Raw genomic sequence first — 23,671 nt, forward strand, 5'->3', positions numbered from 1 at the left:
GACACGGATTGGGGCCTCATATTGTGTGACTGCTTCGCTCGCATAACACCATATGGCTGAACTTACACAAACCCAAACAAATTCGGGCCTTCAGTCTGTTGCCGTCAAAGCACGCACACGCGCAACCAACCAGTCCATGTCGGTGTCTTTTATGCCGAGCTCCGCGAGGTGGTTGGCCGTATTGAACAGATATTCGGTGTTCGGCCCGCGTCCGCCGACCGCACCTGCAATCATCTGCGCCTGTTTTTCAAGGTCGAACTGGCAATACTGCACATGATCGCGGTCAATCACATAGGTCAGCGCCTGCAATGGTGCGCCTTGATCGTCGATCAGTGTAACGGTTTCTTCGTAATAGGCAGATGAGATCAACTCGCGTTCACGCAGTTGCGCCAGAACAGTGTCGGTCTCGTTCTCGGCCACCTGAAAGGCCACGCCGGTACATTGCCCGCCCGCTTGCGCATCAAGCGCAAGCACAAGGCCGGGGTCATCCTCGGTGCCGCGGTGATGGATGCTGAGCATGCAAAAACTGCGGTGATAGTCAGGCAGCCGCGCCTTGACTTGACGTACCGGCGTGAAGCCGGGGTTCCACAAAAGTGAACCGTATCCGAAAACCCAAAGTGCCATGGTGCGTGTCCCTTCCTTGAACACGCCCATAACACCGGTTTGGAGGAAACGGAACTAGACCGCGCGGAGCAGATCGCCAAAGATCGCAGCAGTGTGATCTTGCAGGTAAATCCGCAGCCAGGGTGTGTATTGCGCAGGGTGCCGCGCCACATCGGCAGAGAGTTCGTAAAAGTCGACCCAGCGGGTGTCCATCACTTCTTCGGGGTTGGGCTTGACCACCAGATTATTGGGGGCGTCAGCGACGAAGACCTCGACAACCTCGTGTTCGATCAGCCCGCCACCCACATCGGCCCGATACTCGATCTGGTCACGGTGGGATGGATAAAGCCCCTTGATCCCCAATTCTTCGTCCAGACGGCGCATCGCGCAATCGGTGGGGTCTTCGTCCCATTCGGGGTGGGTGCAGCAGGTGTTCGCCCAAAGCCCGGGTGTGTGGTATTTGCCCATCGCGCGCTGCTGGATCAAGACGCGGCCACGGTTGATCACAAAGACACTGACCGCCTTGTGCTTGAGGCCCCGCACATGCGCATCCAGTTTCTCGACCGGTTTGAGTTTGCCGTTCTCCCAGGCCGGGATCATGATCGTCATGTCCGCAACGGTGATACCAGTCGCGTCAGATGCGCGAGGTTCTTAATGCCGATTTTCAGGTGTGCCATGGGACGCGCCTTTACCAGTTTCTTGTTCATATAAGCCTCAAACGTGAGCTTTTGCACGTCGACATCATGACACAGGGACACAAACCGCTCGCGTCGTTCGTCGCTGCGGTAATAGGCGTTTTGCATCGCACCCAAAACCCGGAAAACCTGTTTGTGTTCGCGCATGAAGAGTTTGCGGGCCAGTTGCAAATCCTTTACGCGACCTGATGCCAAAGTGGCCGCTGCTGCGGTCGCGGCAACGCGTCCGCCAACCATCGCATAGTAGATCCCTTCGCCCGATGACGGCGCCACAACGCCCGCCGCATCGCCTGCCAGCACCACATCTTTGCCGTTGTCCCAGCAATCAAGCGGTTTGAGCGGAATGGGCGCGCCTTCTTTACGGATCGTCTTGCAATCGGTCAGGCCAGAGGCCGCACGCAGATCGGCAGTGGCTTTCTTAACGTCAACGGATTTGATCAAGGACCCCATGCCGACGCTGGCTTGCCCGCCGTGGGGGAAGACCCAGCCATAGAAATCGGGTGAAATCCTGCCATCATAGATCACGTCACACCGTGCGGGATCGTAGGTGGCGGTCGCTGCCGGCGCTTCGATGATTTCGTGGTAGGCAATCACGTAGGGGATTTTATCGCCGTCTTTGATTTCGGCCCGCGCCACGTTGGAGCGCGCCCCATCAGCGCCGATGACCAGCTTTGTGGTCAGTTTCATCTCATTCCCGCTGACCTTGTCGCGGTACATCACATGGGTGCCCTCTGCGTCACGTTCGATCTTGGTGAAAGTTCCCGTGTAGCGATGCGCGCCGGCGTCCTTGGCCCGTTTGCGCAGGAATTCGTCGAAGTGTTCGCGGTCAACCATGCCGACATAGCCGTTCTCGATCGGGATATCGACCTGCCGTCCTGTGGGCGAGATCATGCGCGCGGTGTTCACTTTGGCCACGATCTGGGCGTCGGGGATAAAGAAATCTTCGATCAAACGCGGAGGAACAGCGCCACCGCAAGGTTTGATCCGCCCGTCACGGTCGATAAAGGCGACCTTGTGACCGGACCGTGCGAGGTCTTCTGCGGCAGTGGCCCCTGACGGGCCTCCGCCCACGACAACGACATCATATTGCATGTGCTATTCTCCTGGAACGAGCGTGGCGGACGGCATTTTGCGATCCATGATTTTGGCTGCCATTGTGGCGGCGGCGATAAAGATGGCGGCTTCAGCGATGAACACGATCCCGAAGGCCTGGGTGTCGGTCATGGTGACGCGCAAGGCATCAACCATGCCTGCGCCAACCAATCCGCCGAAACCGGCGGCGATGGCCTGTGCCGCACCCCAAAGCCCCATGCGGGTGCCTTCGCGGCGCGCGGCCCCTGCGGCGGCCAGCGCCATCATTGAGCCAATCGCCGCGACAGCAAACATGCCGTTAAAGAACCCCAGCAGGACGACTGCGGGGACGAGCGGAGCACTTGGGCCGATGGGTCCGAGGAATGTGATGAGGATCAGCGATGCGGCAGAGCCGACACAGCCCGTCATTACCCAGTTGCGCAATGCGCCGATCTTAAAACCAGTGGCCAAGATGCCGACGGCGAGCATGCCGATGAACACACCACCGTTTTGCGCGCCCGAAAGCGAGGTCGATTGCCCAGGCGTGAAGCCGAAGACGAGGCCGGCGTAGGGTTCAAGGATCAGTTCCTGCATGAAATAGGCGGTCATCGACAGGAAAACGAAGATCGTGAAATTGCGCGCTTTGCGTTCGGACCAGACCTCTTTCAGCCCCTCCATGAAGGGTGTTGGATCCGGCTCGCGCACGGCAATCAGATTGCGTTCGATCCGCCAGACGGCAAGACAGGTCACGAGTGTTGCGATTGTCACAACGCACCCGACAATCCTGATCAAGAGCAGCGGCGTATAGGGGTCAATCAACTGCCCCACGATCCCTGCGGTCATTGCGATCCCGAAAATCATCATCAACCAAGTGATCGTGGCGGCGGCAGCACGGCGGTGCGGTGAGGTCGTCGTGGCCAACAGCGCCAGCAATGATGTGCCCGACGCGCCAACGCCAAGGCCGATCAGCGTATAGGCGACGATTGAAACGGTCAGGCCAAGCGCAAAGGATTGCGCGAAAGCCAAGACCCCACAGGCCGCAGCGAAAGCACCGAGCGCCAGCGCCACCATACCGCCGATAATCCAGCGTGTCCGGTGCCCACCTGTGTCGGAATAGAACCCCCAATGAGGGCGTGTCAGTTGAATACCGTAGTGCAAGCCGACCAAAAGACCCGGCAGGATCGCTGGCAGCGAAAGCTCAACTACCATCAGCCGGTTCAGTGTCGACGTTGTCAGGACGACAATCGCCCCCAGTGCCATTTGCACAAAACCAAGCCGGACAATCTGAAACCATGAGAGTGTCATATCAGCCTCCAATGCTCCGCAAAGCAACGGCGCTGATCATCATGCCGCTGATGTAGAACAGAATACCCATGCCCTGATACCAGGGCGTCTTGCCTTCGGGGTCGCGCAGCAGAACGCGCATCGCGCCCAATTGCACCGCCAGCATCGCCATAACGCCCAGGGCAAAGCCGGGTTTGCCCCAATAGGTCAGCAGGCCGATGACGATGACCTGTGGCACCGCCATGATCCAGCAGGCGACCTGTGCTGCGCGCGCGGGCCCAAGTGTGACAGGCAGCGACCGCAGGCCAGTGGCGCGGTCGCCTTCAATCGCTTTGAAATCGTTGAGTGTCATGATTCCGTGCGCCCCGATGCCGTAAAGCACGGCAATCACGATCACCTGCGGGCTGGGCGCGCCAGCGGCGACAACAGCAGCACCAGTGATCCATGGCAAGGTCTCATAAGCGAGGCCGCAAAGCCCCGGGCCCCACCAACCGGATTTTTTGGCGCGGATCGGCTCGGCCGAATAGGCCCAAGCTGCGGCAACAGCCAGTAGAGTGGCGCCGAAGCCCCAAGGGCCCAGCTGATACCCAACCGCCAGCCCCAACACAGTCATTGCGAGTGCGATATAGAGCCCCCAACGTCCGGGAATGCGCCCTGAAGGAATCGGGCGGTCTGGCTCGTTGATCGCGTCAACATGCCGGTCGCACCAATCATTCGCGGCCTGCGACATGCCGCAGACGATCGGGCCGGCAAGCACGACGCCCAAGACCACGAAAAACCATTGGCCAGAAGGGCTTATGCCGGATGAAACGACGCCGCAAAGATAGGCCCACATCGGAGGGAACCATGTTACAGGTTTGATGAGCCGCAGCATCGCGCGCGGTTCGGGCCAGCGGCGTATGACTGGTTCAATCTGTAAGTCTGACGTTACACTCATTCTGTCAGTTTAGTGTGACATATGGCGTTTGGGCAAGTGTAAAGGTCTGTTGACACTGCGCCATCTTGTCGCTCGGCTTGGTCGTCGCATGAACGCGACAGCGATGCCCGGAATACGCGCGTGTTTTTCATCGAATTGTCGCGTTAAGCCTGCTTTCATTTCTGCCCCTCTATGCCCGTTACGGGTGACAACAAGAGGTAGTGAGATGAGCGCAGGATCAAACGCACCGACAATTATCAAACGCAAGAAAGTAGTGGCTGGCGGCGGCCACCATGGTGGTGCCTGGAAGGTCGCCTATGCTGATTTCGTCACGGCGATGATGGCTTTCTTTATGCTGATGTGGTTGCTCAACGCCACGACTGAACAGCAGCGCAAAGGTCTGGCGGATTACTTTTCGCCAACGATTCCCGTCAACCGTATTTCAGGCGGTGGGTCCGGTGCCTTTGGTGGCGACAATATCTTCACCGAAGAGACACTGGCACAAAGCGGCACTGGTATCAGCGCGCCATCGCGCAGTGAAAGCGAAACCGAGGCAGATGCCTTGGCAGCGGCCCAAGTCGCCGCACTGCGCGAAATCGAGGCGGCACTTCTGGGGCAGGGTGGTGAAAGCATGCTATCCGATCAGGCGCTGCGCCATATCATCACGCGGCTCACGGATGAGGGTCTCGTGATCGAGATATTTGATCTGCCTGATGTCACGCTCTTTGTTGATGACACGGTCGTCCCCAATCCGGTGATCGCCGAGATTGCCGCGATTATGGCGCGGCTGTTTCAGACTGTTCGTAACGGTGTCGCTATTGAAGGGCATCTCAGCGCCGAGTCCGTCCTGAAGGTCGACAACCCTGTATGGGAACTCTCAACTGGCAGGGCCGCCCAGATGCGTCTCATGCTGCAAAGTGGTGGTCTCGATCCAATGCGCATTGTTCGCCAGACGGGTGCCGGCGATCGTGAGCCTGCCATGCGCGACGCGACCGCCCCGCGCAACAATCGCATTGAAGTCATCCTGCTGCGATCGGACCGCTAGGGTGATATCATTCGAATTTTAGCCGTTAGGAGGGTGTTAAGGCGCGGGGCTTAGGGGTGGTGAGAACATTAGTCATCTCTGACGCAGAAAGGCTCATCTATATGACGATTTCCTCTTCCCTGAACGCCAGCGTTGCCGGTTTGGCCGCAAATGCCTCTCGGTTGGCCACGATCTCGGACAATATTTCGAACTCATCAACCTATGGCTACAAAAGGGCGGTGACCGACTTTCAGTCGATGGTGATCGAAAGCGGCCAGGGAACCTATTCTGCGGGTGGGGTGCGCACAACGACCTCTCGCTTGATTGATGAACGTGGTGCGCTGGTGTCGACGTCGAACCCCACCGATCTTGCCGTCCGCGGCCGCGGGATGCTGCCGGTCACGTCGGAAACATCTGTGGCCGTTAACAATGGCGACAATCCTTTGTTCCTGACCACAACCGGATCTTTCCGCCCTGATGCCCAAGGATATCTGCGCACGCCCGGCGGGTTGGTTTTGCTTGGTGTGCCAGCGGCGCCTGACGGAACAATCCCCAACTATCCGCGCGATTCCATCGACGGTTTGGTACCTGTCCAGATCAACGCCAACCAATTCGCGGGCGAGGCGACGACACGTGTTGATCTCTCGGTCAATCTGCCGGCCACTTCAACGCGGGAAGGATCACCGGGTGATTCTGAAACGCTTTCGGTTGAATATTTTGACAACCTGGGCGCGTCTTCGAACCTAAGCTTCCTGTTTACGCCAACTGTGCCGGCAAACGGGTCATCAAATACATGGACGATGGAGATTCGCGACAGTGAATCCGATGTTGATCTCAACGGTATTCCCGATGTTGTTGGCGAATACACGCTGATTTTTGATGCGACACGTGGCGGCGGTGGTACGCTTGCAAGCGTCGATTTTGCAGATCCTGCCAACCCGGTTGGCGGGGCCTACGACCCGCTCACTGGGGCACTGACCATTGCGGTCGATGGCGGACCGATGGAAATCAATATCGGCGAATTGGGCAGTTCGATCGGACTGACCCAACTGTCGGATGCCTTCGCGCCTGTTTCCATTTCCAAGAATGGTACGCCCGTGGGTAGCCTGACCTCAATCGAGGTGGACCAGAACGGTTTCGTACGGGCGTCCTTTGACATCGGGATCAACCGTGTTCTCTATCAAATTCCGCTGGTGGACGTGCCAAACGTGAACGGATTGGAAACGCTTGATCAACAGAGTTACCGTGTGACGCCTGACAGTGGCTCTTTCTTCCTGTGGGACGCGGGTGACGGGCCGACAGGCGATATCGTCGGCTTTGCACGCGAGGAATCTGCCACCGATGTTGCCGGTGAGCTCACAGAACTGATCCAGACACAGCGGGCCTATTCGTCAAATGCCAAGGTCATTCAGACTGTGGACGAGATGTTGCAAGAAACCACCAACATCAAACGCTAAGGCAGATTGGATTGACCTGATATGAGCATGTCGAGCGCCCTCAATAACGCAGTCACCGGTCTGACGACCAACGCGCGCATGGCCGAGGTCGTGTCGTCAAATCTGTCGAATGTCATGACAGACGGCTATGGGCGACGCTCGGTCGAGCTTTCTTCTGTGCAAGTCGGCGGTCGTGGTGGCGGGGTGCGTATTGATGCGATCAACCGGTTTGTCGATGCGGGGCTTTTGGCCGACCGGCGCTTGGCGGATGCATCGCTTAGTGGGCAAGATCGCAGCGCCACGATGGTGGTGCGGCTCGAGCAGGCAATCGGTGGTCCTGACGATGCCGCAGGTTTGGGCGCACGACTGGCCGAGTTTGAACGCGCTTTGATCAGCGCGAGTAGTGACCCCGCATCCGAGACGCGGCTCGCATCAGTGGTCAGCCGTTTGCAGGATGTCGCAGACACACTGCAGTCCAACACCAAAAGTATCCAGTCTCTGAGACAAGAGGCTGATGGCTCAATTGCCCGTGATATTGATGTGCTGAATGCTGCGTTGAAACAGGTCGCCACGCTCAATGCGGACATCTTGCGGATCAAAGGGTCTGGTGATGATCCGTCTGCGCTTCTTGATGCCCGACAGCGGGCCGTTGACCAAATCGCGAAAATCGTGCCAATCCGTGAGATTCCGCGCGATAACGGCACGATCGCACTGCAAACAACGCGTGGCACCCCGCTTCTGGAATCGCGACCAGTTGAATTCGGTTTTCAACGCACACCGACAATCACGGCTGATATGACTTTGGCAGGCGGTGCGCTTGGCGTCATTACAATTGATGGTGACATCGTAGATGCCGCGACCGGGATTGGACGGCTCGACGGCGGTTCTCTTGGCGCGGCTTTTGCGTTGCGGGACAAAACACTGGTTGAATCGCAGGAATCCCTTGATCTGATCGCGGCGGATTTGATCGCACGTTTTCAAGACACAGCCAATGATCCGTCGCTCACGGCTGGCGATCTTGGACTTTTGACTGATGAAGGCGGGGGGCTGGACCTTGCTGATCTACCGGGGCTTGCGGGTCGCATTGCACTGAACCCGCTTATTGCGCCGGCCAATGGCGGCAATGCGGCCTTGTTGCGCGATGGTCTGAATGCTGCAGTGCCTGGCCCTTCAGGCGATGCAACGCAGTTGAACCGCTGGATTGCAGCGCTCGGTGCGCCCCGTGCCGACGTGCCGGGCACTGCTGCACAATCTGCGTCCGGGCGTATCGCAAGCTTTGTCTCCGAAGTTGGTTCGACCCGGCTTTTGGCGCAAGAACAGCTCAGCTTCACTTCTGCACGGTGGGAAACGCTCCGCGAAACTGAACTTGCCGATGGTGTGGATACGGACGTTGAACTGCAAACATTGCTGCAAATCGAGCAGGCCTATGCTGCAAACGCAAAGGTGATCCAGACTGTAGATTTTATGATGCAAAGACTGATGGAGCTTTAGATGTCAGTAGTTTCAGTAGGCGATATGGCACGCCAGTTTACGTCGCTGCGCAATGGAAATGCCATCAAGACGGAACTTGCGGAACTGGTCGATAGCCTGTCCTCTGGGAAGGTTGCGGATCTGACCAAGAGCCTTGACGGCGAGACCGCGCGATTTTCCGGGATCCGGTATAGTCTGACACAGCTTGATGGATATGGTCAGATTGCATCGGAAACGCTTCAAACACTCGCCAATATGCAAATCATTCTGGGTAAGGTTGACAGTGCGCGCGGTGCCACTGCAGAGCGGCTGCTCTTGGTAAATGATACCAGTACATCCGCCCAAATTGACGAGGCGGCAATGGCATCGCGGAGTGCCTTTGAGGATATGGTTCTGGCATTGAACACACAGGTCGCGAACCGCGCTTTGATGGGCGGCACGCGTGTCGACACAGCACCGCTTGCCTCTGGCACAGAAATGCTGGCCCAATTGACGGTCGCAATTGGCGGCGCGGTGGATCAAGCGACGATAAGTGCGACCGTCGACACTTGGTTCGATGATCCTGCCGGAGGCTTTGCAACGCTTGGTTATCAAGGTGATACAGGTGCGCTGCTGGAACGGCGCGTGGCCGACAATCGTACCGTCGCGCTGGATGCGCGGGCTGATGATCCGGCAATCCGGGATGTGCTGAAAGGTGCGGCCCTCGCCGCGCTTGCCAATGATCTACCCGGCCTGAGCCGCGAAACGAAATCCAGCCTCCTGCAGGAAGCTGCGGCCCGACTTTATGGCAGCGCAAGCGACTTGGTTGCGGTGCAAGCGCGCGTCGGCTTTGCAGAGGCCGGCGTTGAGAGAGCATTGGCGGAAACCAACGCGCAACAGACGACCCTAAAACTCGCGGAAAACAATCTCGCTCTTGCGGATCCCTTTGAAACAGCATCGCGCATTCAGGCGACACAGGTCCAATTGGAAACTTTCTTTAGCCTGACCGCGCGTATGTCCCAGCTCAGCCTGCTGCGGTACATCTAGATGAAAATGGTAAAACTGATTTGCGTTCTTGCGACGTTGCTCTTGCCACATTTGGCGCAGGCAAACCCGATCCGCATAAAGGATTTGGTTGAGTTTGACGGTGTGCGATCAAATGATCTCGTAGGCTACGGCCTTGTCGTGGGTTTGAATGGGACGGGCGATGGGTTGCGTAACTCTCCTTTCACCGAGGATATTCTGGGGAATATTCTTGAGCGCCTCGGTGTCAACGTCACTGGAGAGCAGTTCCGCCCCAACAATGTAGCGGCTGTCTTGGTGACTGGCGCGTTGCCGCCCTTTGCGCGCACTGGCAGTTCTCTTGATGTGACTGTCTCGGCGATCGGTGATGCCAGTAGCTTGCTTGGCGGCACATTGATTATGACCCCGTTGAAAGCTGCTGACGGTGATATCTATGCCGTCGCCCAGGGAACGATCATTGCAGGTGGTGCATCTGCCGCAGGTGATGGTGCGGCTGTTATCCAAGGGGTACCGACGGCTGGTGTTATCCCTTCCGGCGCTACGATAGAGCGGGAAGTGGCATTTGATTTTTCTGGCCTTTCGACCGTGCGTTTGGCGTTGCGTACGCCGGATTTCACGACAGCAGAACGGATCGAGCGCGCAATCAATGCGGCGTTTTCGCGCCATGTGGCTGTGATGTTGGACGCTGGCACCGTCGAGCTGGACATCCATGCCACACAAATGCGTTCTCCGGCACATGCGCTGGGGCGCGTCGAGAATATCATGGTTGAACCCGAAAGACGTGCAAGAGTTGTGGTGGATCAGCGCTCTGGCACTATTGTCATGGGTGAAGATGTACGGATCAGCCGTGTGGCTGTCAGCCAGGGCAACCTGACGCTGCGCATTCAGGAGGCGCCGCTCGTTTCGCAACCCAACCCCTTTGCTGAGGGTGAAACCGTTGTCGTGCCTCGGACCGATGTGGACATCATTGAGGAGCCGGGCATTGGCCTCGCAGAAGTCAACGGTGGCACATCTTTGAGCGAAGTTGTTGCCGGCTTGAACGCACTGGGCGTCGCACCGCGTGATATGATTGATATCCTCAAAAGTATTAAAGCCAGCGGTGCATTGCATGCAGAATTTATCGTGAGATAGAGGGCGCGTGTTTGTGGCTAATTTTGAAGGTGAAGCATGATGCATGGTTCAAATGTGAGCACGACCTTCTCTGTGCATAATTGTTCGGCTGTTTTTATGCCTATGATCTTGAAACTGCTGCTGGACTGCCCAAGCCGATTGTACTTTCTTCAAGATGCGGGACCGTCGCGCGGATGATTGGGTGATCATCGTTTGGCAATGGGGTATGGGCATATGCCTTGAATCATTTGCCGCGCGGTTGAACCATGTCCGCGTTCATCATTGCAAGGATACAAAGACGGCGTGGCTCAGACGCCATAGCCCTGTACAAGGCTTGTTGCGATCAAGGTCCAGCCGTCCGCCACCACAAAGAATGCCAGTTTGAATGGCAGTGATACGATCGCAGGCGGCACCATCATCATACCCATCGACATCAACACCGCTGCAACGACCAGATCTATGATCAGAAAGGGCATGAAAATCAGAAAGCCGACCTGAAAAGCGCGTTCCATTTCGCTGAGCAAGAAGGATGGCACCACAATCGATAAAGGTGCATCCTGCGCCGGAAGACTGCTTGTGATATCGGGGCGCAGATCAGCCAAAGCCATGAATGTATCTGCGTTGATCCGGGTCAGCATGAACTCCTGAAGGGGAACGATCGCTCTCGAAAAGGCCTCTTCAAGTGCGATGTTGCCTTGGATCAGGGGATTGATCCCTTGATCCCATGCCGCGCGAAACACAGGTTCCATCACGAAATACGTAAGGAACATGGCGAGGCTGACAATCAGCATATTTGGTGGGGATTGCTGCAGGCCGATGGCCTGCCTGAGAATAGCAAAGACCGTCACAATAAAGGGAAAGCAGGTCACCATAATCGCGATGCCGGGGACAAGGCTCAGCACGGTAATCAGGACAAGCAACTGAACGGATCGCGTTGCTAATGATCCGTCATCGCCAAAGGTGACCGAGACCTCTTGCGCGAGCGCGGGACCTGCGAACGCCCCAGACAGAAGCACGGCGATGACAAGCAGGCGACCCATCCTAGGACAGGTCACCCTTGTCATGCGCCACTTCGGTCAAACGCACGGCAAGCTGACCTGGCTCTGCGCCTTCTGCTTCTTGCAGTTCACCGCGCGCGATGAGCCTATCGCCAATGTAGAGTTCGACGGGGTCTTCGATCTTGCTGTCAAGCGGTAGAACAGCGTTTTCGCCAAGTTGTAGCAGGTCGCGCACCAAGGGGCGTGCTTTCCCAACGGTCACAGTCACCTCGATCGGGATATTGTGAAGCGGGTGCGTCTTGTTGGCGGTTTCGGCAGGGTTATCCATGCGGTGTGGTCCTCATTTCTATGAAATCGACGGCTGAAAGGATCAGGCGGATGTCGTTCAGCATGTGATCAAGATCGACATGCTGGGCATCCTGCCCGCAACGTACCCACGCTTCATTTTTTGTAAGCTCTGGATCAGATGTGAGCGCGACATTGATGGAGCTCGCTTCAAGTGCTGAGGTTACGGCATCGTACTGTTCAGGATGAATTGCCAAGGTGAACTCCAATGCGGGGTTTTGGGCCGCAGTCTGCAAGAGGATATGGGCAATCTGGCTGGCAAACCCTTCCTCCACTAGGTGTGGGAACAGCTTGTTGCACAGGATATCAAAAAGTGGCCCAAGCGACCGGGTGAGTTCGCCGCGCACCTCTTGGTATTTGAATTCCAGATCGGCGATATTTTGGACAAACTCTTGTTGCAAGGTCGCATGCACAGATTTTGCCGCAGCAAGTCCTTCGGCATAGCCCTCGGCAAAACCTTGTTCATACCCTTCTGGGGTATGCGCCTCTTGCACCGTGTCATCGTCAAATGATTCAAGCTGCACCTTTTGCATGGCTTACGTGTTCGCCTTTGCAGAGGGTTCTTCAATCCAGTCCTGCAACACCTGAAGCGTTTCGGTTTCGCGCTCGGAGATAATGCGCTTGAGCCGCGCGACGGGATCGTTGTCTTCCTCAGCCCCGAGCATATTGCCCCCCATGAATCCGCCAAATTCCGAATCATCCATTGCCATGGCCATCGGCGGATTGATGTCGATCGGTTCGGCGCGGTCTTCCAGTTCCAACGGTCGTGATTGCGCGCCTGCGGATGTCAAAATCGGGAGTACGACAAAGAGGCCGAGGATCAGAGCAACAATCGCAAGTACACCGATCTGGATCAGTTGCATCATGTCGAGCGGACGCGCCGCGATCGGACTAACGGCTGCAGTTCCCAGTGCCTCGAAAGGTTCAAATGGCATTGATCTGAGCGTGAGAATATCCCCGCGCTCTGGATTCAGCCCGACGGCAGAAGCAACCAGCGCTTCAAGAGCCGCGAGTTCTTCGGCAGATCGTGGGGTGATCGTGACCGTGCCGTCATCGGTGGTCTCGACCACATCGTTGACAAGCACTGCGACGGTCAACCGCCGGATTGCGCCCGGCGCGCGCGTCAATTGGCGTTCGGTCTGGGAGACTTCATAGTTGGTCAAAGTCCGGCTTTCGGTGTTTTCATTGCTGGATGAGCCGGTATTCGCCCCCGCATCGCCTTCGGGCAGGTTCGATGCCACGGTCACATCGCCGCCGCGGCTATCGGTGGATGTGCCGGCACTTTCGGTCACATCGGTACTGATGGCGATGCGACTGTCCGGATCGACCCGGCGTTCGGTAATCATTTCGGTCTCTGTCACCTGATCAACCGAGACTTCGACGACAGCGTTTCCTGCGCCCACCCGTGCCGCCAAAAGCCGCTCTGCGCGTTGGCGCAGGTTTTCGGCCTGCTCATCGCCGCTCGCACCATCTTGTGCGGCATCGCCTTGCGACAGCAACCCGCCCGCATCATCAATCACGGCGACATCATTCGGGGAAAGGCCTGGTACTGCCGCGCCGATCAGGTACTGCAACGCCTTGATTTGTTGTGCTGAAAGCCCTGCCCCGTCCGTGGTGACGGTGACCGCCGCTGTCTGGCCCTGTTCGCGTTGAAAGGGCCGTTGGGAAGGCGTCGAGATATGGACGCGCGCCGCGCGGATCTGCGGATTGGCAAGGATTGTGCGTGCAAGTTCACCCTCTTTGGCGCGCCAATAGGCGGCGTCAAACATTTGCGCAGTCGTGCTGAACCCTGATAGCGAATCGAGCAACTCGTACCCCTGTCGACCCGTCGCAGGCAGCCCCTGACCGGCCAGCGCCATCCGCAGCGAATCGCGTTCTGTCGTGGGCACATAGATCGCACTGCCCCGCACTTCATAGGCGACACCCTGTTGATCCAACGCCGTGATGACATCGCCCGCAGCTGCTGCCTCTAAGCCGCCAAAAAGCAGGGACATGTCCCGTGTACCCGCACCGCGGGCCAGCAAAAGAACGGCCGCAAATACGGCCACTGTGACAAATATTACTACGATCCGCCGCTGCACACTGAGCGCGGACCAGAGCTTGCCAAAGTTTTCCAAGTTGGTTTCTCCATTCCGTTGGCATTCTGCCGATGTGTCGTGTTTGGCTGATGAGACTTAACAATCGGTTAGGGCTTTTCGGTTTATTCACCATGTCATGGAAATTTCAGGAGCAGTCTCATGACAACCGATGCCGATGTGGACCAGGATGCACCGCGCAAGGCGTCAAAGCTGCCTTTGCTTTTGGGGCTGGTTCTGGCTTTGCTTGGTGGTGGTGGCGGTTTTTTTGCGGTCCAATCAGGGATGCTGGGTGGCGGCGCTTCTTCCGAAGTGGAAGAGGTCGAAGTCGCGTCAGGCGCTGAGGATGCACGGGATGTTGACGTTTCCTTTGTCCCGATTGATCCCCTTGTCATTTCGCTGCCCGGTGAAGGCGGGCGTAATTTTCTGCGCTTTTCCGCGCAGTTAGAGGTGCCGCCTGCTTACGCTGCCGAAGTTGAGGCGATTAAACCGCGCATCGTTGATGTCTTGAACGGATATCTGCGCGCCGTTGAAATCGCATCTTTAGAAGATCCAGACGCTCTGGTCCGGCTGCGCGCACAAATGCTCCGCCGCATTCAGGTTGTCACGGGGCCGGGTCGGGTGACCGATCTGCTGATTATGGAATTTGTTCTGAGCTAGAAAGGTGCCGTTTATGACCATGATTGCCGATGTTTTACTGGTGGCCGGCGCATTGGGCGCTGCGCTCTATTGCCTTGTGCTGTCACGCCGTTTGCGGCGTTTTACCGACCTTGAAAAAGGCGTCGGTGGCGCGGTGGCAGTCCTGTCCGTGCAGGTTGATGATCTGACTGCGATCCTGACACAGGCCCAGACGACCGCTAAGGCCTCGGTCGCGCAGCTTGATGCGGTCAGCGAGCGGGCCGAGGTCGCGCATAAGCGGCTCGAGCTGTCGATCGCGTCGATGCATGATCTTCCGCAAAAAGTGCAGCCAAACGTGACCCAAAGCCCCTTCTTTGTGCGCAGGCAGACCGGGGACGTTGCGAAACAATGAAACAGTCGCGCCGCAAGAAAACGGGCCCCGGCGTTCTTCAGGTTATTACCTGTTTGCTAGTGGCCTCTGCCGTGTTGCGCCTTGCAACAGAAGTAGGGCCCGCGATGGCCAATGAAGGTGCGGAGATCCCTTATGACGAGGCAAGCGCGCCCTCGGATACGGGCGCAACAGATTCTCTTTTGTCGGCGTTGCAGGCGCGTGAACGGCGCCTGACAGAGCGGGAAGCTCAGTTGACTGCCCGTCTGGAGGCGCTGCGCGTTGCAGAAGGTGAGATAGATCAAAAACTGGAGGAACTTGTTGCAGCAGAGGCCCGCCTGAGCGCGACAATCGCCTTGGCTGATACGGCTGCGGAATCTGATCTTGCGCAGTTAACGACGGTTTATGAAAATATGAAACCGCGCGAAGCAGCCGATCTCTTTGCGCAGATGCCCCCACAGTTTGCTGCCGGGTTTCTGGGGCTGATGCGGCCGGATGCTGCCGCGTCGATCATGACCGAACTGGACCCGGAAATCGCCTATTCGTTCAGCGTTGTCCTCGCTGGCCGCAACGCGGAAGTGCCGACCGAGTAGCTGCAGAGAAATCATTAATCCCTTCGCACTAGAAGGGATTCGGTAACATCCACTTCTTTTGAGCAGGGAGCCGCGCCCAATGGTCGGTCTATTCGGTATCGTCTTTGTCTTCGTCACGGTCTTTGGCGGATACCTTTTGGCTGGCGGAAAGATGGGTATTATCATCGCCGCCTTGCCCTATGAGATGATCATGATTTGTGGGGCCGCGATCGGCGCATTCGCAATCAGTAATGATGGCTTTGCGATCAAGGCCACGCTCAAGGATCTGGGCAAGGTCGTGAAAGGGCCGAAATGGAAGGCGCAGGATTATCGCGATCTGTTGTGCTTGCTGTTCGAACTGCTGCGCGTCGCAAAAACAAATCCGGTTGCATTGGAAAGCCATATTGAGGCGCCCGATTCCTCAACGATTTTTGGCAAGTACTCCAAAATACTCGATGATGGTGAGGCGATTGCCCTGATCTGCGATACGCTGCGCTCGGCCTCGATGAACTATGACGATCCGCATCAGGTCGAAGAAATCCTCGAAAAGCGGATCGAGGCGACATTGCATCACAAACTTCACTCGACCCATGCACTGCAAACGGTTGCTGACGGTTTGCCAGCGCTGGGCATCGTGGCGGCGGTGTTGGGCGTGATCAAGACCATGGCTTCGATTGACCAGCCGCCCGAGGTGCTTGGCAAGCTGATTGGCGGCGCGCTCGTCGGGACATTCCTGGGGGTGTTCCTCGCCTATGGGTTCGTTGGTCCGTTTTCGGCCAAGGTGAAGGCCGTGATTGAAGAAGACGCCCATTTTCACCAGCTTATTCGTGAAGTGCTGATCGCTAACCTGCATGCGCATGCCCCAAATATCTGTGTCGAAGTCGGGCGCCAGAACATGCCGGGCCATTACCGGCCCAGCTTTGCCGAGATGGAAGATGCGTTGAAGGCGACCAAACAGGACGCCGCATGAGATACCGTCTATTGCTGTCATTGCTGGTTTTTTGGCCGCATTTGGTGGCTGCGGCGCCCTTGCGTGTCCAGACGGGCGAACATGCGAATTTTACGCGGGTGGTCATTGGCCTGCCGTCCGGCGCTGATTGGCAACTTGGGCGCGTGTCAGCCGGCTATGCGGTTCGCGTGTCCGCCACCGATGGTTTCATGCTTGACGATTTCTTCACGCTGATCCCGCGGGACCGCATTTCAGAAGTCTCCCAAGACCCCGAGGCGGGAGAGTTGCAGCTGATCGTTGATTGTGACTGTCATGCGATTGCCAGTGTCTACCTTTCAAATTTTCTGGTGGTTGATATCCGCGACGGACCTGCTCCGTTAAATTCGCCGTTTGAGGGGGCTCTGGTTTCGTCGAACACGGTGACGCCGGATCCTTCCTTAACTGGACTTTTGGGGTTCCCTTACCGACCAGCGCAGAACCGGCTTCTGCCACTGGTCACCCCTCGTTTTCTGGGGGCGGAATTGGAGCCGCCTGCAAACACTGCGGAGCAAAATGAAGACGTTGCAGATAGTCCTGCCCCCGTTGTATCGACCGTGTCCGCAGATGACGCGCTGCGCCGGATTGCACAGTCGCTGACAGAAAGCGTTGGACGCGGCCTGACCGAAGGGTTGCTACAGGAGGGGTTAAGCACAGCATCTCCGACTTCCACAACCAGTGATGATCTTGGCCGTCCGCCGCTGCAGGCGCGCGCAGACTTGCCCGGCGTGACGGCGAGAACCAGTATTGATCCGCTCGCAGTTGAAAGCGCTGCACCTGCGCCGCAGACGCAAGACGGACAGAGGTGTTTGCCGGAAGCCGCATTTGATGTTGCATCGTGGGGCAACGATAGCCCGCCCGGCCAGCAGCTCAACCTGATACGCAATGGGTTGGCTGCAGAGGATGGCCGGTTTGCAGAAGGCTCCTTGCTCACTTTGGCGCGCCTCTATGTGTTTTTAGGCTTCGGTCGCGAAGCGCAGCAGGCGCTTGAGCTTGAGGGTGTGCAATCGCAGGATCGGATGCTTTTGCGTGCAATTGCGCAAATAATTGATGATGAACCTGTCGCCCACGCGGTCTTTGCGGGCCAGGTCAGCTGTCCGACAAATGTCGCGCTTTGGGCGCTTTTGGCGCACCCGGCAGCGCCGACAGATGCACAGGTGAACCGTGCTGCTGTTGTGAATGGTTATCGCGCGTTGCCGATTTTTGTGCAGCAGGCCATCGTTTCCCGCCTTTCTCAGGCGCTCTTGGCGATTGGGGCAGAGGACGAGGCGCTGCAAGTGCTAGCTCCTCAGACCGCAGTGGCAAGTGGTGACATTGCACGCGTCCTTGCCGAGGCATCGCTGGCCGAAGCTTTGGGCGAGGACACGCTTGCAATGGATAAGATAAAAGACGCGGCACGAAATGATCCTCGCACGGGTCCAGAAGCGATGGCGCGTTTTTTCCGTGAAGGCGCATCGCGTGGCATCGGTTTTTCTGATGAGGATTTCTTGCTTGCCGATGCGCTGCGATTCGAGACCGCAGATTTGCCTGCGGCAACCGAACTCGCTGATGCCCAGTTTGTTGGCTATCTGTCTGTTGATCGCTTTGAGGATGCGCGCAGCCTGCTGATATCGCGGCGGAATACGCTTTCGGACGACGCATATGTCACGCGGGAATCTGATGTCTATCAGCAAGCAGCTCGGCGCATGCCGGATGCGGCATTTCTGGAATTCGTCTGGCAAGTAGATCTTTCGCGGCAGGATGCAGAAACGCAGAATGTGATTGCAGAGCGATTGGTTGAACTGGGCTTTCCGGACCGCGCCATCGCGGTGCTGACTTCACCTGCTGAAGGAGAGGACGCCGCACAAAGGGATCTGCTTATCGCAGACGCACTGCAGGCCATCGCGGCGACCCGGCCGGTCATGGTAGAACTTGGAAATACGCTTCCATCTGGTGACGGTGATTTGGATGGTTTTGAAGGTGCAATGACGCAGGCGTTTAACCCGATTGATCGGCCAACATTGCGTGACAGCCGTACCTTGGTCGACACCGCTGCGCAGTCGCGTGAGAGCATTCGCGCACTTCTGCAAAGTGTACCGGCACCCTCGAACTTCTGATGGCTGCTTACAGTTTGTAAAGCAATTCGACCTAACACGGTTGGGGAGTGACAGAAGTTCCCCCAAACCGAGGCCGGCAGAATGCCAGTGACACTATCGCATCTCAGTCAAACCTGTGAAGTTTTGCGCGCGATCCAGCGACGCTTGTTGACAGGTGACAGGACGTGAACGGTCTGTCTTTCAAAAGTGTTTTTCAGCCAACGATCCTGCTGGCGGTGGCCCTTATGGCTGTGATCGTGATGATGATCCTGCCCATGCCGTCCTGGGTTTTGGATATCGGTCTTGCGGCGTCTTTCGCGCTGGCGATCCTGATGTTCACGGTAACGCTATTTATCGATCGACCACTTGATTTCTCGGCTTTCCCGACGGTCCTTCTTGCTTCATTGATCCTGCGTCTATCGTTGAACGTTTCCTCGACAAAACTGATCATCGGTGAAGGCCATACCGGTACAGATGCTGCCGGCGAAGTGATTGAAGGCTTCGCTATGTTTGTCATGGGAGGCAGCGTTATCCTTGGTATCGTGATTTTTTGTGTCCTGTTGATTGTCAACTTTGTAGTAATCAACAAAGGGGCCACGCGCATGGCCGAAGTCGGTGCGCGTTTTGCACTTGATGCGATGCCGGGCAAGCAGCTCGCGATTGATAGCGATGTGGCTGCCGGCGCGATCGACCACAATGAAGCCAAAGAAAGACGCGAGCGCGAACAGGCCGAAACAACGTTCTTTGGCTCATTGGACGGGGCATCGAAATTTGTGAAAGGCGATGCAATCGCAGGCCTTTTGATCACAGCGCTCAACCTGATTGTGGGGCTGATTGTCGGTATTACCGTCCATGATATGCCGGTCGGTCGTGCATTCGAGACATATTCCATTTTGACGGTGGGCGATGGTCTCGTCTCACAAATCCCTGCAGTGGTGATTTCCATTGCGTCTGCGCTGCTTTTGGCCCGCGGTGGTGCAACGGGTGCGACAGACCTTGCACTGGTGACACAGCTTGGTCGTCATCCGGCGGCGCTGATGACTGTGGGCATCCTGATGGCGCTGCTCGCCCTTGTGCCGGGTCTGCCATTTATTCCGTTCATGCTTGGCGCAATTGCGTTGGGCGGTTGCGCTTTTGCGATGGCATCCTCTGCTCAACGCAAGGCCGATGGGCTTGCGGATATTGAGCAGCCGGCCGCCGAAAAACCTGTTCAGAATTCGCTCGGTGATATGCTCGATCTTGATGATATTCACGTCGAATTCGCCCCAGACCTTGTTGATATGGTGCTTGATCCGGGTACCGGACTGGATGCGCGGATCGCGAATATGCGCAGCCACGTTGCCAGCGAATTCGGGGTCATGTTGCCTGAAATCAGGTTGACCGATAATCCCGCACTGCCGCCCGGATACTACGTCGTTCATATTCAGGGTGTTGAGCAGGTACGTGATCGGCTGCAACCAAACCAGATCCTGGCATTGATGAACGATAGCGGTGCCAGCGATATGCCGGGGGAGGTGGTGAATGAGCCGGTTTATGGTGCGCCCGCACGGTGGATTGATCCATCGGATCAGGAAAAGGCGGCTGTTGCTGGCTTGACCACGGTGCAACCGGCAGAAGTACTGGCGACGCATCTGCTTGAAATCGTGAAACGAAATTTCGCCCGCTTGCTGACATTCAAGGCCCTGCGGCGGCGGCTGGATGAAATGACGAACCTGAGCGATCCGGATCGTGCGGCAGCTAATCGACGGATGCTGGATGAACTGGTTCCTGACAAAGTACCGCTTGATGTGCTGTTGTCGGTCTTGCGCTTGCTGCTGGAAGAGCGGGTTTCGATCCGCAATCTCGGGCTTATCATCGAGGCTGTCGCGGAGGGACGGCAGCTGTTCCAAAGCGCCGATGCGATTGCTGAACATGTGCGCCAGCGGCTTGGGTTTCAGCTTGTGGCCAAGATGCGCAGACCAGACGGGACAATCCCTTTGGTGCAGCTGGCACCTGAGTGGGAAGATACCTTTGCCACCTATGAAATACGCACCGACCGCGGCGGCGGTGACGTGGCCCTGCCGCCCGAGAGCTTTAACCGGCTGGCCGACGGGATCGCGGAAAAGCTGGGGCAGGCCGCGAATGCCGGTGCTTATGCCGCAGTCGTGACATCGACACGCCGGAGGCGTTTTTTGCGTACGGTTATGGCGGCCAAGGGAATTATGAACCCGGTTCTATCCTTTGAGGAAATCGGCATTGATGCGCGGCCCGCGCTTGTTGGACTGGTCCCTGCGTGATGGAGCTCTTGTTAGAATTGCTGCCCTATTCGCAATCCGCGCTCTGGAGCGGCTTTGCTGTCTTCACCCGTCTGGGGGCGTTCATGGCTGTTTTGCCCGCCTTCGGGGATCAGCCGGTGCCCACACGCGTGCGTTTGGTTCTGGCAGTCATGTTCACCCTGATTGTTGCGCCTACCGTGGTGCAGACGATCCCGGCGCCGCCCGCATCCATGTTGGCCGCCTTCGGTTTGTTGGGTATGGAGGCGCTGACGGGGCTGTTTTTTGGTCTCTTCCTGCGGTTCTTTATTCTGGTTCTCCAGATTGCAGGGTCAATTGCGGCGCAGGCGACATCGTTGTCACAGATTTTCGGTGGGACTGCGGTCGTCGATCCGCAACCTGCGATTGGCCATATGCTGGTGGTTGCAGGTACTGCGCTTGCTGCTTTGTCCGGGCTGCATGTGCAGGTGGCCAGTTACATGATCCATAGTTATGTCTTGGTTCCCTTTGGTGTTGCCTTGCAGCCCGCTCTGGTGGCCGAGGTCGGGGTGGCCGAAGTGGCGCGCACGTTTACCTTGGGCTTTATTCTGGCGGCACCCTTTCTGATTGCCTCGCTGGTGTATAATGTTGTGCTGGGCGTCATCAACCGCGCCATGCCCCAGTTGATGGTGTCATTTGTCGGCGCGCCTGCACTGACCGCTGGGGGGCTTTTGCTGTTCTTCCTTGCTGCGCCGATCATGTTGGCCATTTGGCTGGCAGCCTTTTCCGCCTTCATGGAAATGCCCTTCGGGTCCATGCCATGAGCGAGGAAGAAGACAGCGACAAACAATACGAGCCGACACAGAAAAAGCTCGATGATGCGCGCAAGAAGGGTGAAATCGCGCGCTCGGCCGATCTGACAACAGCGGCGGCCTATGGGGGGCTTTTGTTGGTGATGCTGACGATTGGGCCGCCGGTGCTGGACGATCTTGCCACGACACTTACGGTTCTTCTGGGACAGTCCAACGACCTGTCTGCGGTCATCTTTGCGGGCGGTGGTGCGGCCCTGCATGGTGGCATTCAACAGCAGATCATTTGGGCGGTCGCCCCGTGGTTCGGGGTGCCCGCAATTTTTGCGCTTGTCAGCGTGGCTTTGCAGCGCGGTTTTTTGTTCACAGCCAGCAAAGTCGCGCCCAAGCTAGACCGGATCTCACCGATTTCGGGCGTCAAGAATAAACTCGGGCGGCAAGGCCTGTTCGAGTTTGCCAAGAGCAGTTCGAAACTGATCATTTACTGTGTGATCCTGGGTTTTTTTCTGGTGGGCCAGATTGAGCAGATCATTGGCAGCATGCAGTTGCCGCCGCGTCTTATTCTGGCGGAATTGGGTCGTATGCTCGTTGTGATCATGGCGATTGTCTTGCTTGTTGCGCTGGTTTTGGGCGGTGTTGATTTCATGTGGCAAAGCGCTGAACACATCCGGAAAAACCGGATGAGCCGCAAGGAATTGATGGATGAACTCAAGCAATCCGAGGGTGATCCCTTTATCAAACAACAGCGCCGCCAGCGCGGACAGGAGATTGCAACAAACAAGATGCTGCAGGATGTCGCGACCGCGGATGTCGTGGTCGTGAACCCGACACACTATGCTGTCGCACTCAAATGGGATCAGTCCACAGGACGCGCGCCCATCTGTGTGGCCAAAGGCGTTGACGAGGTCGCCGCGCGCATCCGTGAACTGGCGCAGGAACATGGCGTGCCGGTACATTCGGACCCCCCCACGGCCCGTGCGCTCCATGCAGAGGTCGATCTGGGGCAGGAGATTTCGCAAGATCACTATCGCGCCGTGGCTGCGGCAATCCGGTTTGCCGAAGGCATGCGCAGAAAGGCTACCCGCAGGTAATGCAGGAAGATCGCATCAAGGCATTGGTAGAGATTTCCGCACTGCGGTTTCAGGCCGATCAGGCGCGATTGGCGCAGCTGCACGCAAAAGAACGCGATCTACGCAAGAACCTGCAAGACCTGGTGCAGCAACGTAATGCGCGTGTGGCATCTGTGATCAAAGCGGATGATCCCGCTACGATCGCAGGGGCCGATGTGCAATGGCATGCCTGGGTGGATCAACGGCGCAAGGCGATCAACACCGAACTTGCCCAGATTTTGGCGCAGAAGTCTGACTGTCTGGCAAGGGTGAAGAGGTCCTTCGGCCAGGATCAGGCGGCCCAACAGCTATTGAAAAAGGTGCAGTTAACGCAACGGCGCCCGCGCTACGAATCCTGACGGACAAGATCGATGACCAAAACGTCTGTGACGTCGGGACCACTGACATCTTGGGCCACACGCAGCAATTCGTTGCGCAAGGAACGCATCTTTGTACCCGTCGTAAAATTCCCTGAAAAGCCACCGTTGTTGGCATGATCAAACATCACCTGCAGAAAGCGGTCTCGCAATTTAGGTTCTGCGGCAAAAATGGCGGTGCGGCTTCCCATGGTCACCTCAAGGTTCAGCGACATGACGACCAGAGCGGCAACCAACTCGTCTTCCACAACGGGGATAATGAACTGGTTGTTCAGTTTCACATATTCCCGCTCGGGCGAAGCGGCAGCAGGATCTGGCACAGCAGATGTCTCGATTGCCGCTTCGGGTGTTGGACAGTCAAGTGCGCTTTCTGCATCCTCCTGTTTCGGCGGCATCAGAAAGAACCCAGCGCCGGCACCGGCGCCGGTTCCGCCGAGCAGCAGAATGACAGGAATCAAAATAGCTTTCATGTGATGCT

The 23,671-nt window shown here is 57.2% G+C and carries 24 protein-coding genes; 14 read left to right on the plus strand and 10 right to left on the minus strand.

The annotated features are described in order from the left end of the window. Window positions 1–90 precede the first annotated feature (90 nt). Genes B0B09_RS14040 through chlG form a run of 5 tightly spaced genes read right to left on the minus strand, consistent with a single transcriptional unit; the run spans window position 91 to window position 4,590 of the window. Window positions 91–624, minus strand: coding sequence for a gamma-glutamylcyclotransferase (locus B0B09_RS14040; protein WP_076660693.1), 534 nt, complete (start codon window positions 622–624; stop codon window positions 91–93). Between the two features lie 54 nt (window positions 625–678). After that, window positions 679–1,212 (minus strand): isopentenyl-diphosphate Delta-isomerase, encoded by a 534-nt coding sequence (gene idi / locus B0B09_RS14045; RefSeq protein ID WP_055296903.1) that lies wholly within the window; start codon window positions 1,210–1,212, stop codon window positions 679–681. After that, window positions 1,209–2,390 (minus strand): geranylgeranyl diphosphate reductase, encoded by a 1,182-nt coding sequence (locus tag B0B09_RS14050; protein ID WP_076660569.1) that lies wholly within the window; start codon window positions 2,388–2,390, stop codon window positions 1,209–1,211. The genes idi and B0B09_RS14050 overlap by 4 nt, the downstream gene beginning before the upstream one ends. Before the next feature lie 3 nt (window positions 2,391–2,393). Then, on the minus strand, window positions 2,394–3,674 hold the full coding sequence (locus B0B09_RS14055; protein WP_076660694.1) for a BCD family MFS transporter: 1,281 nt from the start codon (window positions 3,672–3,674) through the stop codon (window positions 2,394–2,396). A 1-nt stretch (window position 3,675) separates the two neighbouring features. Further along, a complete protein-coding gene (gene chlG, locus B0B09_RS14060) occupies window positions 3,676–4,590 on the minus strand; it encodes a chlorophyll synthase ChlG (RefSeq protein WP_076660570.1) in 915 nt (304 codons plus the stop codon). A 205-nt stretch (window positions 4,591–4,795) separates the two neighbouring features. On the opposite strand from chlG, the gene B0B09_RS14065 reads away from it, so the two are divergent. From B0B09_RS14065 to B0B09_RS14085, 5 genes are all read left to right on the plus strand, one after another. Then, window positions 4,796–5,614 carry a flagellar motor protein MotB gene (locus tag B0B09_RS14065; protein WP_076660571.1) on the plus strand — a complete coding sequence of 273 codons (819 nt, stop codon included), beginning with the start codon at window positions 4,796–4,798 and terminating at the stop codon, window positions 5,612–5,614. Between the two features lie 101 nt (window positions 5,615–5,715). Continuing rightward, window positions 5,716–7,050 (plus strand): flagellar hook protein FlgE, encoded by a 1,335-nt coding sequence (locus B0B09_RS14070; RefSeq protein WP_076660572.1) that lies wholly within the window; start codon window positions 5,716–5,718, stop codon window positions 7,048–7,050. 27 nt (window positions 7,051–7,077) lie between these two features. Next, window positions 7,078–8,520 (plus strand): flagellar hook-associated protein FlgK, encoded by a 1,443-nt coding sequence (gene flgK / locus B0B09_RS14075; protein ID WP_084190865.1) that lies wholly within the window; start codon window positions 7,078–7,080, stop codon window positions 8,518–8,520. Then, a complete protein-coding gene (locus B0B09_RS14080; protein WP_242654450.1) occupies window positions 8,521–9,525 on the plus strand; it encodes a flagellin in 1,005 nt (334 codons plus the stop codon). A gap of 6 nt (window positions 9,526–9,531) precedes the next feature. After that, window positions 9,532–10,632, plus strand: coding sequence for a flagellar basal body P-ring protein FlgI (locus B0B09_RS14085; RefSeq protein ID WP_076660695.1), 1,101 nt, complete (start codon window positions 9,532–9,534; stop codon window positions 10,630–10,632). 287 nt (window positions 10,633–10,919) lie between these two features. Here the strand turns inward: B0B09_RS14085 and fliP are convergent, their stop codons facing one another. The 4 genes from fliP to fliF are packed head-to-tail and all read right to left on the minus strand — an operon-like array spanning window position 10,920 to window position 14,071. Then, entirely contained in the window at window positions 10,920–11,651 is a 732-nt protein-coding gene (gene fliP / locus B0B09_RS14090) for a flagellar type III secretion system pore protein FliP (RefSeq protein WP_076660574.1), read from the minus strand. Between the two features lies 1 nt (window position 11,652). Beyond that, on the minus strand, window positions 11,653–11,937 hold the full coding sequence (locus B0B09_RS14095; RefSeq protein ID WP_076660575.1) for a FliM/FliN family flagellar motor switch protein: 285 nt from the start codon (window positions 11,935–11,937) through the stop codon (window positions 11,653–11,655). Beyond that, entirely contained in the window at window positions 11,930–12,487 is a 558-nt protein-coding gene (locus tag B0B09_RS14100; RefSeq protein ID WP_076660576.1) for a FliH/SctL family protein, read from the minus strand. The genes B0B09_RS14095 and B0B09_RS14100 overlap by 8 nt, the downstream gene beginning before the upstream one ends. Window positions 12,488–12,490: 3 nt before the next feature. Then, window positions 12,491–14,071, minus strand: coding sequence for a flagellar basal-body MS-ring/collar protein FliF (gene fliF, locus B0B09_RS14105; protein WP_076660577.1), 1,581 nt, complete (start codon window positions 14,069–14,071; stop codon window positions 12,491–12,493). Between the two features lie 120 nt (window positions 14,072–14,191). Here fliF and B0B09_RS14110 point away from each other — a divergent pair, with 120 nt between their 5' ends. The 9 genes from B0B09_RS14110 (at window position 14,192) to B0B09_RS14150 (ending at window position 23,175) form a co-directional block, all read left to right on the plus strand. Next, window positions 14,192–14,689: a flagellar basal body-associated FliL family protein gene (locus B0B09_RS14110; RefSeq protein WP_076660578.1), complete on the plus strand. Its 498-nt coding sequence runs from the start codon at window positions 14,192–14,194 to the stop codon at window positions 14,687–14,689. Window positions 14,690–14,702: 13 nt separating this feature from the next. Next, on the plus strand, window positions 14,703–15,059 hold the full coding sequence (locus B0B09_RS14115; RefSeq protein ID WP_076660579.1) for a hypothetical protein: 357 nt from the start codon (window positions 14,703–14,705) through the stop codon (window positions 15,057–15,059). Next, window positions 15,056–15,628: a MotE family protein gene (locus B0B09_RS14120; RefSeq protein WP_076660580.1), complete on the plus strand. Its 573-nt coding sequence runs from the start codon at window positions 15,056–15,058 to the stop codon at window positions 15,626–15,628. The genes B0B09_RS14115 and B0B09_RS14120 overlap by 4 nt, the downstream gene beginning before the upstream one ends. A gap of 79 nt (window positions 15,629–15,707) precedes the next feature. Beyond that, on the plus strand, window positions 15,708–16,577 hold the full coding sequence (gene motA / locus B0B09_RS14125; protein WP_076660581.1) for a flagellar motor stator protein MotA: 870 nt from the start codon (window positions 15,708–15,710) through the stop codon (window positions 16,575–16,577). Beyond that, window positions 16,574–18,688 (plus strand): hypothetical protein, encoded by a 2,115-nt coding sequence (locus tag B0B09_RS14130; RefSeq protein WP_076660582.1) that lies wholly within the window; start codon window positions 16,574–16,576, stop codon window positions 18,686–18,688. Before motA ends, B0B09_RS14130 begins: the two co-directional genes overlap by 4 nt. Before the next feature lie 224 nt (window positions 18,689–18,912). Beyond that, a complete protein-coding gene (gene flhA / locus B0B09_RS14135) occupies window positions 18,913–20,943 on the plus strand; it encodes a flagellar biosynthesis protein FlhA (protein WP_084190866.1) in 2,031 nt (676 codons plus the stop codon). After that, complete coding sequence (locus B0B09_RS14140) at window positions 20,943–21,722, plus strand: flagellar biosynthetic protein FliR (RefSeq protein ID WP_076660584.1); 780 nt, start codon at window positions 20,943–20,945, stop codon at window positions 21,720–21,722. The genes flhA and B0B09_RS14140 overlap by 1 nt, the downstream gene beginning before the upstream one ends. Further along, on the plus strand, window positions 21,719–22,798 hold the full coding sequence (locus B0B09_RS14145) for an EscU/YscU/HrcU family type III secretion system export apparatus switch protein (RefSeq protein ID WP_076660585.1): 1,080 nt from the start codon (window positions 21,719–21,721) through the stop codon (window positions 22,796–22,798). Before B0B09_RS14140 ends, B0B09_RS14145 begins: the two co-directional genes overlap by 4 nt. Continuing rightward, complete coding sequence (locus B0B09_RS14150; RefSeq protein ID WP_076660586.1) at window positions 22,798–23,175, plus strand: hypothetical protein; 378 nt, start codon at window positions 22,798–22,800, stop codon at window positions 23,173–23,175. The genes B0B09_RS14145 and B0B09_RS14150 overlap by 1 nt, the downstream gene beginning before the upstream one ends. Here the strand turns inward: B0B09_RS14150 and B0B09_RS14155 are convergent. After that, complete coding sequence (locus B0B09_RS14155) at window positions 23,163–23,663, minus strand: flagellar basal body-associated protein FliL (RefSeq protein ID WP_076660587.1); 501 nt, start codon at window positions 23,661–23,663, stop codon at window positions 23,163–23,165. The genes B0B09_RS14150 and B0B09_RS14155 overlap by 13 nt on opposite strands. Window positions 23,664–23,671 lie beyond the last annotated feature (8 nt).

It is taken from the genome of Yoonia rosea (assembly GCF_900156505.1).
GTDB classification, from domain to species: Bacteria; Pseudomonadota; Alphaproteobacteria; order Rhodobacterales; family Rhodobacteraceae; genus Yoonia; species Yoonia rosea.